At 62.4% G+C, this 14,570-nt stretch carries 14 protein-coding genes and 1 tRNA gene; 9 read left to right on the top strand and 6 right to left on the bottom strand.

Annotation, left to right across the window (positions count from 1 at the left end; all coding sequences use genetic code 11):
• Nucleotides 1-96: 96 nt before the first annotated feature.
• The 7 genes from AC0L28_RS29815 to AC0L28_RS29785 all read left to right on the top strand — a co-directional run bounded on the left by AC0L28_RS29815 (nt 97) and on the right by AC0L28_RS29785 (nt 5,068).
• A complete protein-coding gene (locus tag AC0L28_RS29815) occupies nt 97-639 on the top strand; it encodes a ubiquinol-cytochrome C chaperone family protein (protein ID WP_473481866.1) in 543 nt (180 codons plus the stop codon).
• A gap of 26 nt (nt 640-665) precedes the next feature.
• Nucleotides 666-1,229 (top strand): YceD family protein, encoded by a 564-nt coding sequence (locus AC0L28_RS29810; RefSeq protein ID WP_023798390.1) that lies wholly within the window; start codon nt 666-668, stop codon nt 1,227-1,229.
• Between the two features lie 131 nt (nt 1,230-1,360).
• Nucleotides 1,361-2,431 carry a phosphate acyltransferase PlsX gene (plsX, locus tag AC0L28_RS29805; protein WP_023798389.1) on the top strand — a complete coding sequence of 357 codons (1,071 nt, stop codon included), beginning with the start codon at nt 1,361-1,363 and terminating at the stop codon, nt 2,429-2,431.
• Between the two features lie 9 nt (nt 2,432-2,440).
• The gene (locus AC0L28_RS29800; RefSeq protein ID WP_023798388.1) at nt 2,441-3,412 is read left to right on the top strand and encodes a beta-ketoacyl-ACP synthase III; all 972 of its coding nucleotides are present in this window, start codon (nt 2,441-2,443) and stop codon (nt 3,410-3,412) included.
• Between the two features lie 105 nt (nt 3,413-3,517).
• Complete coding sequence (locus AC0L28_RS29795) at nt 3,518-3,841, top strand: integration host factor subunit alpha (RefSeq protein ID WP_023798387.1); 324 nt, start codon at nt 3,518-3,520, stop codon at nt 3,839-3,841.
• 195 nt (nt 3,842-4,036) lie between these two features.
• Complete coding sequence (locus AC0L28_RS29790; protein WP_023798386.1) at nt 4,037-4,579, top strand: MerR family transcriptional regulator; 543 nt, start codon at nt 4,037-4,039, stop codon at nt 4,577-4,579.
• 150 nt (nt 4,580-4,729) lie between these two features.
• Nucleotides 4,730-5,068, top strand: coding sequence for a hypothetical protein (locus tag AC0L28_RS29785; RefSeq protein WP_473481808.1), 339 nt, complete (start codon nt 4,730-4,732; stop codon nt 5,066-5,068).
• 53 nt (nt 5,069-5,121) lie between these two features.
• On the opposite strand, the gene AC0L28_RS29780 is transcribed toward AC0L28_RS29785, so the two are convergent.
• Both AC0L28_RS29780 and AC0L28_RS29775 read right to left on the bottom strand, forming a co-directional pair.
• Complete coding sequence (locus AC0L28_RS29780; RefSeq protein ID WP_473481806.1) at nt 5,122-5,397, bottom strand: hypothetical protein; 276 nt, start codon at nt 5,395-5,397, stop codon at nt 5,122-5,124.
• A gap of 352 nt (nt 5,398-5,749) precedes the next feature.
• Complete coding sequence (locus AC0L28_RS29775; protein WP_425284456.1) at nt 5,750-6,277, bottom strand: hypothetical protein; 528 nt, start codon at nt 6,275-6,277, stop codon at nt 5,750-5,752.
• 18 nt (nt 6,278-6,295) lie between these two features.
• Here AC0L28_RS29775 and AC0L28_RS29770 point away from each other — a divergent pair.
• A tRNA-Pro gene (locus AC0L28_RS29770) sits at nt 6,296-6,372 on the top strand.
• Nucleotides 6,373-7,319: 947 nt separating this feature from the next.
• Here AC0L28_RS29770 and AC0L28_RS29765 read toward each other — a convergent pair.
• From AC0L28_RS29765 to AC0L28_RS29750, 4 genes are all read right to left on the bottom strand, one after another.
• The gene (locus tag AC0L28_RS29765) at nt 7,320-8,579 is read right to left on the bottom strand and encodes an O-antigen ligase family protein (protein WP_473481805.1); all 1,260 of its coding nucleotides are present in this window, start codon (nt 8,577-8,579) and stop codon (nt 7,320-7,322) included.
• Nucleotides 8,576-10,111, bottom strand: a complete 1,536-nt coding sequence (locus tag AC0L28_RS29760) for an undecaprenyl-phosphate glucose phosphotransferase (RefSeq protein WP_023798379.1) — start codon at nt 10,109-10,111, stop codon at nt 8,576-8,578. Before AC0L28_RS29760 ends, AC0L28_RS29765 begins: the two co-directional genes overlap by 4 nt.
• Before the next feature lie 124 nt (nt 10,112-10,235).
• Nucleotides 10,236-11,366: a glycosyltransferase family 4 protein gene (locus AC0L28_RS29755; protein WP_473481803.1), complete on the bottom strand. Its 1,131-nt coding sequence runs from the start codon at nt 11,364-11,366 to the stop codon at nt 10,236-10,238.
• A 5-nt stretch (nt 11,367-11,371) separates the two neighbouring features.
• Nucleotides 11,372-11,935: a polysaccharide biosynthesis/export family protein gene (locus AC0L28_RS29750; RefSeq protein ID WP_473481801.1), complete on the bottom strand. Its 564-nt coding sequence runs from the start codon at nt 11,933-11,935 to the stop codon at nt 11,372-11,374.
• Nucleotides 11,936-12,192: 257 nt separating this feature from the next.
• Between AC0L28_RS29750 and AC0L28_RS29745 the strand changes: the two genes are divergently transcribed.
• A complete protein-coding gene (locus AC0L28_RS29745; protein ID WP_473481799.1) occupies nt 12,193-14,427 on the top strand; it encodes a GumC family protein in 2,235 nt (744 codons plus the stop codon).
• Nucleotides 14,428-14,570: the final 143 nt, after the last annotated feature.

The raw sequence follows: 14,570 nt of genomic DNA, 5'->3' as shown, positions 1-14,570 counted from the left end.
CCGCAACTTGCGCTGGGCCGCAAAACCGGTAAACCAGCTTGCTCGCCGATGCAACAAGGCCAATTCAAACAAACGGTCCCCGGGAGACCACCCTCAATGTTCCAACGCCTTTTTGGTCGCGAACGTCACGCCAACCGCGCTATCACCGAGGCGCTTTACGCACAAATCGTGGCAGCGGCGCGGCAAACCGTGTTTTATTCCGAGTGGGATGTCCCGGACACGCCGCTTGGCCGCTTCGAGATGCTGTCCCTGCACATGTTCCTGTTCCAGCACCGGCTGCGCGGCGAGGGTGGTGTTGCTGGGGAGGTCGCGCAGGTGCTGATCGACGAGTTCTTCATGGATGTCGATCATTCGCTGCGCGAACTCGGCGTCGGCGACGTTGGCGTGCCGAAGCGCATGAAGAAACTGGCGAAGATGTTTTATGGCCGCACCGCCGCCTATGACGATGCGCTGGAACGAAACGACCATGACGCACTCGTCGCGGCGCTTGCCCGCAATGTCAGGCCCGATGCCGGCACCTGGCCGCAGGCGACGCATCTGGCCGGCTACGTCGCCGATGTCTCCAGGCGACTCGCGAAACAGCCGACCGAATCGATTGTTTCCGGCACTGTGGCATTCCCCGCGGCCAAACCTATTTAAGAAAACAAGCCTATTTAAAGGAAAATATGAAACACGCCGATTCCCAGAGCCCCGATCGCCAGAGCCCCGTGTCCTTCGTGGCCAACGTCGCCCGGCTGCCGCAAAAGGGACTGCCGGTGCTGATCGAGGCCGACGCCGCGCAGCGCGCCGCGCTGGCAGGCGAGCACGAGTTGCTGTCGGTCGAGAACTATCGCGCCGAACTGCTGGTGGCGCCATGGAAGCGCAACGGCGTCAAGGTCAGCGGCCGCGTCGAGGCCGATATCACCCAGGCCTGCATCGTCACCCTGGACCCGATCGAGGCGCATATCGACGAGGCGGTCGACGCACTGTTCCTGCCGGAGCAGTCGAAGCTCGGGCGGCAGGGTTTCGAGGGCGGTGGCGAGATAATGCTCGATGCCGAAGGGCCGGACAGCCCGGAAACATTTTCCGGCAATTCAATCGATGTCGGGGCGCTCGCCGAACAGTTCTTTGGACTGGCGATCGATCCCTATCCGCGCAAGCAAGGCGTTTCGATGGAGGCTGCCGACGATGCCGGGACTGCGGAAAGCGAATTTCAGCAAAAGCTGCGTTCCCTGCTGGGGAAATCCTGAAAACCCGACCCAATCGGAGAAAGCCGGTTGTGCGGCAGCCCAAAAACGCTATTTTCGCCGAACCTTCGCGAGCCCCAAACCCGTTGCCAGCGCCAGGCGCTCGCTCAAGCAAACTGTGAGATGAACACCGCGTGATCAGGATTTCCATCGATGCCATGGGCGGCGATCACGGACCAAGCGTGGTCATCCCGGCGCTCATGACGGTCGCGACCCGGCGTCCCGACATCCGCTTCGTCATCTATGGTCGCGAGGAGGCAGTGCGCCCCGAACTCGCAAAGTTGCCCAAGCTGGCGGAAGTGAGCGAGTTCATCCACTGCGAGATAGCAGTCCGGATGGACGACAAGCCGAGCCAGGCGCTGCGCCATGGCCGCTGGAAGTCGTCGATGTGGAAAGCGGTCGAGGCGGTCAAGGCAGGCACTGCCGACGCCTGCATCTCGGCCGGCAACACCGGCGCGCTGATGGCGATGTCGAGATTCTGCCTCCGCACCATGGCGACCATCGACCGTCCGGCGATCGCGGCGCTGTGGCCGACATTGCGTGGCGAAAGCGTGGTGCTGGACGTCGGCGCCACCATCGGCGCGGATGCGCATCAACTGGTTGATTTTGCCATTCTGGGCACTGGCATGGCGCGCTCGGTTTTCGGCATCGAACGGCCGAGCGTCGGTCTGCTCAATGTCGGCGTCGAGGAGATCAAGGGCCAGGAAGAGGTCAAGGAGGCGGGCCGCATGTTGCGCGAGGCCAACATGGCCTCGATGAACTACCATGGTTTCGTCGAGGGCGACGACATCGGCAAGGGCACGGTCGACGTGGTCGTCACCGAAGGATTTGCCGGCAACATCGCGCTGAAAACGGCGGAAGGCACGGTACGGCAGATCGCCGGTTACCTGCGCGCCGCGATGGACCGCACGCTGATGGCCAGGATCGGCTATGTATTCGCCAAGGGCGCCTTCGATCGCCTGCGCGAAAAGATGGATGTCGGCCGCTCCAACGGCGGGGTTTTCCTGGGTCTGAACGGCGTCGTGGTGAAAAGCCATGGCGGCGCCGATTCGGACGGCTTCGCGGCGGCGATCGAGCTTGGCTACGACATGGTGCGCAACAATCTGCTCGATCGCATCGAAGCCGATCTTGATCTGTTCCATGCGCGCAATCCGCATGCCCAGACATCCAGGAAATCCGACGTCGTTGCCGACGCAGAGGAATAGGAAAGAGCCTTGATCAGATCAGTCGTGCGCGGCACAGGCTCCGCGCTGCCCCGCCGCATCATGAAGAATGCCGATTTCGAAGGCATGGTCGAGACGTCAGACGCATGGATTGCCCAGCGCACCGGCATCCGCCAGCGCCATATCGCGGCCGACGACGAGACGACGGCTTCGCTCGGCGAGGCGGCGGCGCGCGCAGCCCTCGACAATGCCGGCCTGACGCCGGCCGATATCGACCTGATCGTGCTGGCGACCTCGACTCCCAACAACACCTTTCCGGCGACCGCCGTCGACATCCAGAACCGGCTCGGCATGCATCACGGCTTCGCCTTCGACATGCAGGCGGTGTGCTCGGGCTTCGTCTACGCGGTGACGACGGCCGACCTCTATATCCGCGGCGGCCTCGCCAAACGGGTGCTGGTGATCGGCTCCGAAACCTTTTCGCGCATCCTCGACTGGAGCGATCGCTCGACCTGCGTGCTGTTTGGCGACGGCGCCGGCGCGATGGTGCTGGAAGCAGGCGAGGGGGCGGGCGGCATTGCCGACCACGGCGTGCTGGCTGCCAGCCTGCGCTCCGACGGGGCTCACAAGGACAAGCTGTTCGTCGACGGTGGAGCGTCGACCACCGGAACGGTGGGCCATCTCAGGATGGAAGGCCGCGAAGTGTTCAAGCACGCGGTCGGCATGATCACCGACGTCATCGAGGCGACGTTCTCAGCTGCCGGGATCACCGCTGAAGATCTCGACTGGTTCGTGCCGCATCAGGCCAACAAGCGGATTATCGACGCTTCCGCCAGGAAGCTCGGGATAGCGGAACAAAAGGTGGTGGTTACCGTCGATTTGCACGGTAACACCTCGGCTGCTTCGGTGCCGCTGGCGCTGTCGGTGGCGGTCGCCGACGGCCGCATCAAGAAGGGTGATCTGGTGCTGATCGAGGCGATGGGCGGCGGCTTCACCTGGGGCGCGGTCCTGGTTCGCTGGTAAGTGCCGAACGGACCGGTTCGGTCCTTGACCTTGCCGGATCAATTACTTAGGCTCTATCTTTGCTTATATAGAGTTATGTTTTTTGAGCTGATGGGGACGGTTCGCATGGGGGGAAAGACACTTACGCGCGCCGATCTTGCTGAAGCCGTTTATCGCAAGGTTGGCCTGTCGCGTACTGAATCGGCCGAGCTCGTCGAAGCGGTTCTGGACGAGATCTGTGAGGCGATCGTTCGCGGCGAGACGGTGAAATTGTCGTCGTTCGCAACCTTCCATGTCCGCTCCAAGAACGAGCGCATCGGGCGCAACCCCAAAACCGGCGAGGAAGTGCCGATCCTGCCGCGCCGCGTGATGACCTTCAAATCGTCGAATGTGCTGAAGAACCGCATCCTGCGCGCGCACCAGATCAGCAAGGCCAAGGGCAGCAAATAGCACCTGCGCTTCAAAGCCCGGTTGAAAACGGTCGCCTGCTTTGACGCCGGGCTTGAATATTGTTTCATAAACCGCTGAAATAAGGCTCGATTCGGCAGGACAAGCCGGATCGGAATGACTCTTTGTTGAGCATGATCCTGGCCGAAAACCGTTTCCCACTTTTCGGGACCATGCTCCAGCGTGAGGATTTCGCCCATGGACAAGAGCCCCGACGCTTTCCGCACCATCAGCGAGGTCGCAGAAGATCTCGACCTGCCGCAGCATGTGCTGCGTTTTTGGGAAACGCGTTTCAACCAGATCAAGCCGATGAAGCGCGGCGGTGGCCGCCGCTACTACCGGCCGCAGGATGTCGAATTGATCAAGGGCATCCGCCACATGCTCTACGATCAGGGATACACGATCAAGGGTGTGCAGAAGCTGTTGCGCGAGAACGGCAATCATTTCCTGGTCGCCATCGGCAATGGCGACATGGCGGCCGTCGAGGCGATCTCGCAGCGCCGGCAGGCCGATGCGGTGCCGTTGACGCCGGCGGCCCAGCCGCGCGGCGCCGATGACGAGATGCTGGTCGGCGAGCCCAAGGTGAAACCCAGCCGGCGCTTTTTCGGCCTGGGCAAGACCGAGGAAGAAGGCCCGGTGCAGCCGGGCACGTCGAAACTCTCGCGCGACAATCGCGCTTTGCTGCAGGAGGCGCTGTTCGACCTTCTGGAATGCAAGCGCCTGCTCGATCAGGTGCGCTAGCGCATGGCCCCGGGATAGCGACTGCATAGAACTTCAAGCGGGTCGCATGAATCCCTTCTGACGCGACGCGCTCTGGGCCCGATCGGTCGCGGCAAAAACCGGAACCGGTTTTGCGATCGTGCGTTCCTTCGCAAAAGAAGGAAGCCTGTCATGGTATCATTTTCGACCCTCTCCGACATCGATCTTGAAAAACAGGTCGCAGCCCTCTCCAGGGAATTGGCGGCGTTGAGGAAAGCCGTTTCCAGGCGCGGCAGCGCCTATTACGAGGACGGGCGTGACACCGCGTCGGACTATTACTCGGACCTCGCCGAGCGTTTCAGTGACGCTCTGCCTGCGATCAGGAGGCATGGCAGAGTGATAGAGAAGACAGCCCGCGATCATCCCGCGACAGCGGCCGCAGTCGGTCTGGTTGTGGTCGGGCTCGTCGCCAGCCTGTTCCTCAGCCGTCAGCAGAAACCGTCGCGAACGAGATCGAGATCGGCACGTTGAGACAAGAAAATGGCGGCGCGAACGGCCGCCATTTTCGTTGACCAAAAGGTCGATCAGCGCGCGAGCTTGAGCTTGTTCTTCGGGCTGGCCTGCGCGGTCTGGCTGCATTTGCCGTAGACGGTGCCGTTGGAGTCGGTGGCGTCCGTATAAGTACCCTTGCAGTCGAGCTGCAGCACCAGGCAGTGACCCGCGCCCTTGCAAACCGCGCCGCCGCCGCTCGGATGCGTGCCGTTGGCGAAGGCCGAGCCCGGCAGTGAAATCGAGCCGAAGGCCGAGACGACGATGGCAGCGGCGAGCGACAGGCGCTTGAAGTTCGAGATGTTGGTCACTTGAGCATTTCCTTCTCTTGATCGAGGATCGCCGTCAGGGCGTCCTTCCGGTTGGGACCGCCTTTGTGGCGTCCATGCCGTGTTGGTGCGGCCCGGAGAGAAAAGGTTCACGCGTCGGTTCAAGAAAATTCGCAGCCCCTGACGCGTTCTGCGTGCTCCGGCTCCCGCTGCTGAGATTCGATCCTACAGCCGCTTGACAAGGGAGCCGCTCAGAACCGTCGAACAATTCGGCGATCGGCCAGTCAAAGACCCCGATCGGGATGACGGTCCCGTGCCGGTGCCGCCGAGGCCTGTGCCGGGCTGCGCCGATCGGAATCACGATGCCGTGACGGCGTTTTTGGCGCTTGGCAAATCACCATCGAGAGGGCATTCTCTGCGCCGTCTCAGGCAACTTCTTGATTTGATCAAACTCTTTAAATCCACGGAGTTGCCAAATGCCCCAAATAGCAACAAGCGAAGCTTTTTCCGAACTGTCGGCGACCGAAGCTGCGCCCGACCACAGCGCCCTTAAGGCCATCCGAGAAACCAGGGGATACAGCATGGAAGAGCTGTCCCTGACGTGCGGACTGTCGGTCGATGAGATCGCGGACATCGAGAACGGCAGGAATGCCGATTTGTCGAAGCTCAGGCGAATAGCCTCTGCGCTCCGGCTTCCGGAAAGCGCGCTGATCGATACGGCCGCGCTGACACAATCCGTGGAAAATCCAAGACCCGTCTCATAGCAACGACGCCAGAGGATCAAGCCAGACAAGCGAGGTGTATTCTGGATTTGAAGTTCCTGAATGCTGACGACATCCACCAGAGCAGGAACTTCAAATCCACCATGCCGGGCATCGGCGTGATGGCCGCCGAATTCGGTTGACCCGAACCGGGTTATCACGATACATCGCGACCGGTCCGGAGTGTAGCGCAGCCCGGTAGCGCACTTGACTGGGGGTCAAGGGGTCGTCGGTTCGAATCCGGCCACTCCGACCAAATAAGCCCTTAGAACCCTAAGGCTTATTTGAAATCCGGGGAAACTAGCTGAGCCGCGAAAACGAGAAATTGGGGCCTTTCTGGGCCCTTTCCTTTTCTGGGCCGTGCCAGTCTGGGCCATGCCGCCCGAATCGCGCCGTGAACGGGCCGACGATCGGCGGCCAAGCGCTGATCGACAGGCTCGGATCAGATCGCGGATCGATGCATCAGGATCTGGTCGGGCTGTTTGGCTGCTCAAATGCAAGGCCGAAGGCCGCGACCGCCGCCCGGTGTTCTTCACGTTCATTCCCGACGACAAATGCCAGCAGCGAGAGCGGAACCGCACCTGGAAGCCGACCTTCGAAAGTGAAGGGCTCGAAACGCGGGAACCTTTCATCCGCGAGCCGCTTTGTGTGCATGTCCCAAGCCGTGCAACCACCCATCTTGCCAAAGGGTAGCCCAGATCGGGACGTCAACTGTGAAGTCGCCTTGGAAGCCGCATTTGCAGCCTTGGTGACTACCTCGGAAGCGAAGGGGTGGACGCCGCGCGAAACGGCTGCAGCCCTACTGAAAATCGCGACGGAGCATGCTCAGCGGTTCAGGCTTGTGCCGGCTGAGCCGCCAAGGTGGCGAACGCGAAGAGGTATGTTCATCGCGTGTGCCACGCTCGTGTTTTTGCTGTGTGCAGCCATCGTTGGTGGGGTGCTTAGATGACGATCAACGTTTCGCCCCCGGATACGGCCGTTGCCGCGGTCGTAGTGATGGCGTTGCCGGCTATACGTTAGATTGCGCAACGCTCGCCTAAGTTCATCCGGCCAGCGCCATGCCGACGGCTATGCCTATGCCCATCGCCAGCCCTGCAGCGAGTTCCCGCCATATTCGACGGCAATGGCTAAGACCACCACTCGCTACGCCCACGTGCTGGACTCCGACCATTTTCAAGGGACTTAGACTGCCCCAGAAATCCATCATGCCTTAGCCGCCGGCGAACACAGCGCCGCCGGCCGCAACTGCCGCTGATGGCGATATTCGAGAGCGATGGCGCCCCAGATCAGCCCGAGCAGCAGATAGACGTGGCGCCAGTGATCGATGTCGATGAAGGTGCCCAGCGCGATATTGCCGATGAAGGCGACATAGGCGCACAGAAGGTAGGGCTGCCACGGCCTGTCGCGCAGGAGAATGCGGAAGCCGGCTGCCATCGTCCAGCAGGTCAGCGTCAGGAACGAGACGAAGCCGAGCCAGCCATAGTCCAGCAGCATTTTCAGCCAGATGTTGTGCGTGTCCTCGCCGAAAATCGTGCCGAAGACGAGCGGGCCGATGCCGAGCGGATGCTCCAGCGCCATCTGGAAACCGAAGATATAGCGGGCGAAACGGCCGAGGCGGGCGGTATCGTAGCTCTGTTCCAGCTGGGCGCGGCTGGAGAACATTTCCGAGACGCCCGGCAGCTGCAGGATGACGAGCATCGCGATGACCAGCAGCGAAATGGCGGCGATGGTCATGACGACGACACGCAGCCGGAATTTTCCGCTGGCGCTCTGCAGGAACAGGGCGCCGGTGAGCAGGATCGCCGAAACGCCGAACATGCCCCAGGCGCCGCGCGAGAACGAGAAGAAAATCCCGGCGGTGATGATCAGCAGCGGCATCGCCAGCAACGGCATGCGGGAGACGGGGCCGGTCAGCAGGAGATGGAGCAGGTAGATGCCGGGCAGCACCAGGAACGGCCCGAACACGTTCGGATCCTGGAAGGCGCCGGTGGCGCGGTCGTATCTGGTGAAGATCTCCGCCCCCGGGAAGGCATGGAAATAGCCGGCGATCCCGAGCAGCGAGGTCAGCACCGCCGACATCACATAGGCCCGGAAGATCACCCGGTAGAGATTTGGCTGGACCGATGTCACCGAGGCGAAGAACACCGCGGTAAACGCCAGGAACAGCGACACGGCGAGATAGAGCGGGGTGCCGGCAATATCCGACATCTGGGTCATCGCGATCATGCCGCCGATGTTCATGACCACCAGCAGCACCAGCAGCGGCGCCGCCGCGCGCGATATGCGCAGGCCGAACAGGGCCCACACCGCCATCAGCGCGACCATATAGAGGTCGTATGGCGCCGGCTCGGCGATGACGAAGCCGGACAGGAAGACGCCGAGGAAAACCGCGCCCGACGCAATCAGCGCGATCAGCTTGGCGTTGACCGCGGCCGGCGACAGTTCATGCGCGACTGCGCTCAATAGGCATTTTCCGTATTGAGCAGCCGGATCGGTGTCAGGAACAGTATCCTCAGATCGAACAGCAGCGACCAGTTCTCGATATAATAGAGGTCGTATTCCGTCCGCATGCGGATCTTCTCGTTGGTATCCATCTCGCCGCGCCAGCCATTGATCTGCGCCCAGCCGGTGACGCCGGGCTTGACCTTGTGGCGTGCGAAATAGCCGTCAACCACCTCATTGTAGAGAAGGTTGTGCGACTGGGCGGCAATGGCGTGCGGGCGCGGGCCAACCAGCGACAGCGAACCGAAAAGCGAATTGAAGAACTGCGGCAACTCGTCGATCGAGGTCTTGCGGATGAAGCGGCCGACGCGGGTGACGCGCGGGTCGTTCCTGGTCACCGTCTGCTTGGCCGTCGGGTCGGCCTTGTCGGTGTACATCGAACGGAACTTGTAGACCTCGATGATCTCGTTGTTGAAGCCATGCCGCTTCTGGTGGAACAGCACCGGTCCCTTGCTGTCGAGCTTGATGGCGATCGCGGTCGCCAGCATGACCGGCGAGAACACGATGATGCCGATGATCGAGAAGACGATGTCGAAGGCGCGCTTGGCGACCGAATCCCAGTCGTTGATCGGCCTGTCGAAGATGTCGAGCATCGGCACCGAGCCGATGTAGGAATAGGCGCGCGGCCGGAATTGCAGCGCGTTCGAATGCGCCGAGAGCCGGATGTCGACAGGCAGTACCCACAGCTTCTTCAAAAGCTGCAGGACGCGCGTTTCGGCGGTCAGCGGCAGCGATACGATCAGCATGTCGATACGGGCGATGCGGGCGAACTCGATGAGTTCGGAAACGGTGCCGAGTTTTGGATAGCCGGCGACGATGGGCGGCGAGCGCTTGTCGCCGCGGTCGTCGAAGATGCCGCAGATGCGGATGTCGTTGTAGGGCTGCTTTTCGACGGAGCGGATCAGGACTTCCGCCGTCGTGCCGCCGCCCACGATGACGGCGCGGCGCTCCATGCGCCCGTCGCGCGCCCAGCGCCGGATCAGCTTCGACATCAGCAGCCTTAGGCCGAAGATCAGCATGAAGCCGACGACGAACCAGGTGCCGAAAACCAGGCGCGAATAATCTTGCGACATCTTCACGGCGAATGCCGTCAGCGCCATCAGGGCGAAGGTGCCGGCCCAGACCATCAGCAGTCGGCCGAAATTGGCGAGCGGCCGCATAAACGAGACGATCTGGTAGCAGTCGGTGACATCGAGCAGCACCACGGCGAGCGACGAAGCGGCGGCGATCGCCAGCGGATATTGCCAGGCGAGATGGTTGAAGAAGCCGACATAGTAAAAATAGATGCACAGGCCCGACAGGAACAGCAGTGCGAATTCGACCATCCGCAAGACGCCGCTGACCATGATCGGCGACATGGTGTCGCGCCGGTATTGCGACGCCACCTGACGGGCGACGTCGTTCATGCCGCCGGGGCTATCGTCGCCGGCCGGGCCGTTGAAATTGCGCACCGCGTCTTTCGAAAAGCGGCGTTTGGGATCGAAGTCGCTCATGATGCATCCGCAAAGCTTCACGCAAGTGAATAGCGAAAGAGAGCTAAGAAACCCTTGAAACAACAAATAGGTTTTGGAGAAGCTTTGAAGTCAGCGCCGTTTTGGGGTTAGCGCCCATTTCGGGTTAGCGCTTGAGCGCGGCGAAATAGGCCGTCTCGATCGCGGCGGCCATCACGTCGGCGCCGAATCGCGCCTTGAGGTCGGCGGTATCGGGCATCAGCCTGCCATAGGCATCGGGGTCGGCCAGCGCCGCGCTCATCTTGTCGGCAAGCTCGCGCGGATCGGGCCGGATCAGGGCAGGGGAGCCGGCGCCAAAAATTTCCGGGATGCCGCCGACGCCGGTGGCGATCATCGATTTGCCGGCGGCGAGCGTCTCCAGCACGATGTAGGGCATGGCTTCCGCGCGCGAGGGCACGACGACCAGTTCGGCCAGCGCGAAGGCCTTGCGCGCCGGCATCGGCGGCAGGAAGCGCATATGGCCTTCGAGCCCGAGCCGCTTCACTTGCGCATGGTAGCGCGGCAGGTCGTCGCCGTCGCCGACCATCACCGCATTCACCGGGCGGCCAAGCCGCGCTCCGGCAAGAACCAGCGCATCGATGAAGATGTCCGGTCCCTTGAGGTCGCGCATCATGCCGATATAGAGGGCATCGGCCGCATTCGGCTCGGTTCGCACCGGCTCGAACTCGGCGGCGCTCAGTCCATTGTAGACAAGGTTGTTCGGGATCGGTGGTTCGCCGACCTTCCTGCGATAGGTCTGCCTTTCATAGTCGGAGACAAACAGAAGATAGTCGGTGAAGCGCGCCATGAACCGCTCGAGCGCGAAGAACAGCTTCCCCGTGGCGGTGGTCTCGTCGTAGTGAAGAGAGCCGCCGTGCGGCGAATAAAGGCGGGCTACGCGAGACCTTGATGCCCGCAACAATGAGCCGAACAGGCGGGCATAGGCGCCACCCTTGGCGCCGTGCCCGTGGAGCACGTCCGGCCGCAATTCCTTGATGATCTCAAATGTGCGCCAGGCCGAGGCGAGGTCGCCCGGTCCGACATGCCGCTGCATCGGCGTGCGATGGATGCCGAGCGCCATTATGCCCTTCATCTGTTCGAACAGATGTTCCTCGAAGTCGCCGCCCGTCGTCGAATCGCAGACGATGCCGACGGCATGCCCGGCGGCGACCTGCGCCTCGGTCAGGTCGCGCACGTGACGAAAAATCCCTCCGACAGGTGAGCGAAAGCAGTGGACGATCCTGAGTGTGTCCGCCACGTGGTCTAGAACAGGCGTTCGCGAACATAGACCGTGTCGCCGGGCAGAAGCGGGTCGGAGGTGGCAACGCGGCCGGTCATGACCTTGCCGTTGATGTCGCGGGTGATGTCGACGCTTCCCTGGTTGGCGCGCGGGCTGAAACCGCCGGCGATGGCAATCGCCTTTTGCACGGTCAGGCCGGGAACATAGGAGTACTGGCCCGCAGCACCGACTTCGCCCATGATGAAGATCGGCCGGTAGCGGTCTATCTCGACCGAAACGTCCGGATCACGGAGATAACCCTGGCGTAGTTTGTCGGCGATCTCGTCTTCGAGTTGCTGTGCGGTGTGGCCGCGCGCCGGCACGGCGCCGACCAGCGGGATGGACAGATAGCCGGATTGGTCGACACTGTAGACGTTGGTCAATCCTTCCTGCTCGAATACGGTGACGCGGACCCGGTCGCCGGCGCCGAGGCGATAGGGCTGATCGAGCATTTTATGAAAGGCCGCCGGCGCCGGCCGGTAGCTGGAGCAACCGGCAAGCAATGACACGGCGAGCAGCGCACGGAACAGGGGAGCAGTGCTTTTCATGACCGGACATGTACCTTCGACTGGCCGCCGCTACACCGCGGCAAACGCTGGAGATCGAGGCCCGTTATCATCCGGTTAGGGTTAATGGCCGGTAAAGGCGGGCGGCCCAAGCGATGGCAACCGACAACAGACGGCCGGTTCCGGTGCTTTTAGCTGCCGCTTGCGCGTAAAACCTGAGAGGTGCTTACCGTAATATTAACGGCTGAGTTACCATATTTGTTTACGGTGATACTGACTAAAATACCGGAGCAGGATGCATGTCCGTTCAATCCGCGGCCGCAGATGTCGACGTCGATCTCAGGCAGCTCTTTGCCAGCCTTGCGAGGAATTGGCTGCGCATTCTTGTCGTCGCGCTGGTTGTAACCGGCCTGGCGTTCGCGCTCACCTGGCTCGCCACGCCGCATTACCGGGCCGAAACCCGGCTTTTGATCGAAACGCGCGAATCGGTCTACACGCGCCCCGACGGCACCAATGACAACGACAAGCCTATACTCGACGAGGAAGGCGTGACCAGCCAGGTCGAGGTCATTTCCTCGACCGACATCCTCAAGCAGGTGGCGCAGAAGCTTGATTTGTCGCGGCTGCCCGAGTTCGACGAGACGGCGGATATGCCGGCGTTGAGCCGTCTGCTTGTCGTCGCCGGCCTGAAGAGCGACCCCAACGAGATTCCGCCGGAAGAACGCGTGCTGACAAAGATGCGTGAGAAGCTCAACGTCTATCGCGTTGAAAAATCTCGCGTTATCGTCATCGAATTCTCCTCGGAAGATCCCCGGCTCGCCGCCGCAATCCCGAACGCCATCGCCGACGCCTACATCTCCGTCCAGGGCAATGCCAACATCGAATCGAATTCCGCCGCAACCGACTGGCTGGCGCCGGAGATCGCCGACCTGTCGAAGCGGGTGAAGGATGCCGAGGCCAAGGTGGCAAGCTACCGCGCCCAGTCCGATCTTCTGATGGGTGGCAACAATTCGGTGCTCGCCACGCAACAGCTTTCCGAACTGTCCAGCGAATTGTCGCGGGTGCGGGCCAATCGCGCCTCGGCGGCAGCGACTGCCGACAGCGTGCGCAGGGCGCTGCAGAATGGCGGCTCGCTGGATGCGGTACCGGAGGTGCTGTCGTCCGGACTGATCCAGCGGCTGCGCGAGCGGCAGGTCGAGCTCAAGACCAACATCGCCGACCTTTCCACCTCCTTGCTCGACAATCATCCGCGAATCCGGGCGCTGAGGTCGCAGCTTGCCGATCTCGACCGCCAGATCCGCAACGAGGCGGAAAAGATCATGACAGGGCTGATGACGCAGGCGCAGACCGCCCAGGCCCGCGAAAACCAGCTTGTCGCCGACGTCAACACGCTAAAGGCCGCATCGGCGCGCGCCGGCGACCAGCAGGTCGAACTGGACGCGCTGCAGCGCGAAGCGACCGCCCAGCGCCAGCTGCTCGAATCCTATCTCACCCGTTATCGTGAGGCGTCCTCGCGCAAGGACAGCAACTATCCGCCGGTCGACGCCCGTGTCTTTTCCCGCGCGGTGGCGCCGTCCCAACCCTATTATCCAAAAATCCTGCCGATCATCGGTGCGGCCTTCGTCGGCTCGCTGCTGGTCATGGCGATCGCGACGCTTCTGCAAGAGCTGTTTTCGGGTCGCGCCATGCGGCCGGCCGCCGGCGCCCGCTTCGAGCGGATCGAACAGGTCGCGATGCCGGTTGCCCGCGAACCGCCCAATCACGAACCGTCCGATCACGAACCGCCCGATCACGAGCCACCCAATCAGGAACCGGCCGATATCGAAGACCTTGGGGATCGGACGGCGGAAGTCCAGGCAGAGCCGCAAGCGGCTGCCGCGGCGCCAGCAACTGGCCCGGCAACTGGTGACGAGGTCGGGCCGGCGCGCCGCAGCCTTGGCGAGGTCGAAATCGACAAGGCCGTGGAGAAACTGATCACAAGCGGCGCGGCACGCGCCATATTCGTGTCGCCGGAAGGCGACGAGGCGGCCGCCTCGGCGGTGCTGGTGGCGCGTGAGGTTTCCGACACCGGCCTGCGCGTGCTCCTGCTCGATCTCACCGCTTCGGGCGCCGCTTCGCGGCCGACGCTGGACAGCAGGCTTTTCCCGGGCATCACCGATCTGCTCGCCTCCGAAGCGCAGTTCAGCGACGTGATCCATGCCGATCTCTATTCGGATTGCCACGTCATTCCCGTCGGCAACGCCGATCCGGTTCGCGCCATGCGCGCCGCCGACCGGCTGCCGATCATCATGCAGTCGCTGACCACCGCCTACGATCTGGTCGTGGTCGAATGCGGACCCACCGACGCGCAAGGCATCAGCCGCCTTGTCGGCGAGGGCACAGAAGTCTTCCTGTCGCTGCTGGAGCCGAACGACGAGGTGGCGCAGGCCGCGGTCGAACTGATCGAGAGCGGCTATCCCGACCTGACGCTGGTGACGCCGGTCGGCCATCAGACGCCAGGGACGCCGCTACCCGGACGGCGCTCCGCCGCCTGAGACAGTTCGATAATTCTCTTGAACGTTGTCGACCAGAGGTTTGCAGCCGTGGCGGCAATAGCGTGCTCTTGCCTTCTCCCCTTGTGGGAGAAGGTGGATCGGCGCGCAGCGCCGAGACGGTTGAGCAACCGTGCTTCAAACGG

This window comes from Mesorhizobium sp. WSM4847 (assembly GCF_055811335.1).
The sequence above is the reverse complement of the archived record's forward strand: the minus strand, read 5'-3'. Positions and strand labels throughout refer to the sequence as shown.

Excerpts from the sequence above, each read along its gene's own strand:
- AC0L28_RS29815 (WP_473481866.1), top strand. The coding sequence starts at position 97 with ATGTTCCAACGCCTTTTTGGTCGCGAACGTCACGCCAACCGCGCTATC.
- AC0L28_RS29810 (WP_023798390.1), top strand. The coding sequence starts at position 666 with ATGAAACACGCCGATTCCCAGAGCCCCGATCGCCAGAGCCCCGTGTCC.
- AC0L28_RS29795 (WP_023798387.1), top strand. The coding sequence starts at position 3,518 with ATGGGGGGAAAGACACTTACGCGCGCCGATCTTGCTGAAGCCGTTTAT.
- AC0L28_RS29790 (WP_023798386.1), top strand. The coding sequence starts at position 4,037 with ATGGACAAGAGCCCCGACGCTTTCCGCACCATCAGCGAGGTCGCAGAA.
- AC0L28_RS29785 (WP_473481808.1), top strand. The coding sequence starts at position 4,730 with ATGGTATCATTTTCGACCCTCTCCGACATCGATCTTGAAAAACAGGTC.
- AC0L28_RS29760 (WP_023798379.1), bottom strand. The coding sequence starts at position 10,111 with ATGAGCGACTTCGATCCCAAACGCCGCTTTTCGAAAGACGCGGTGCGC.
- AC0L28_RS29750 (WP_473481801.1), bottom strand. The coding sequence starts at position 11,935 with ATGAAAAGCACTGCTCCCCTGTTCCGTGCGCTGCTCGCCGTGTCATTG.
- AC0L28_RS29745 (WP_473481799.1), top strand. The coding sequence starts at position 12,193 with ATGTCCGTTCAATCCGCGGCCGCAGATGTCGACGTCGATCTCAGGCAG.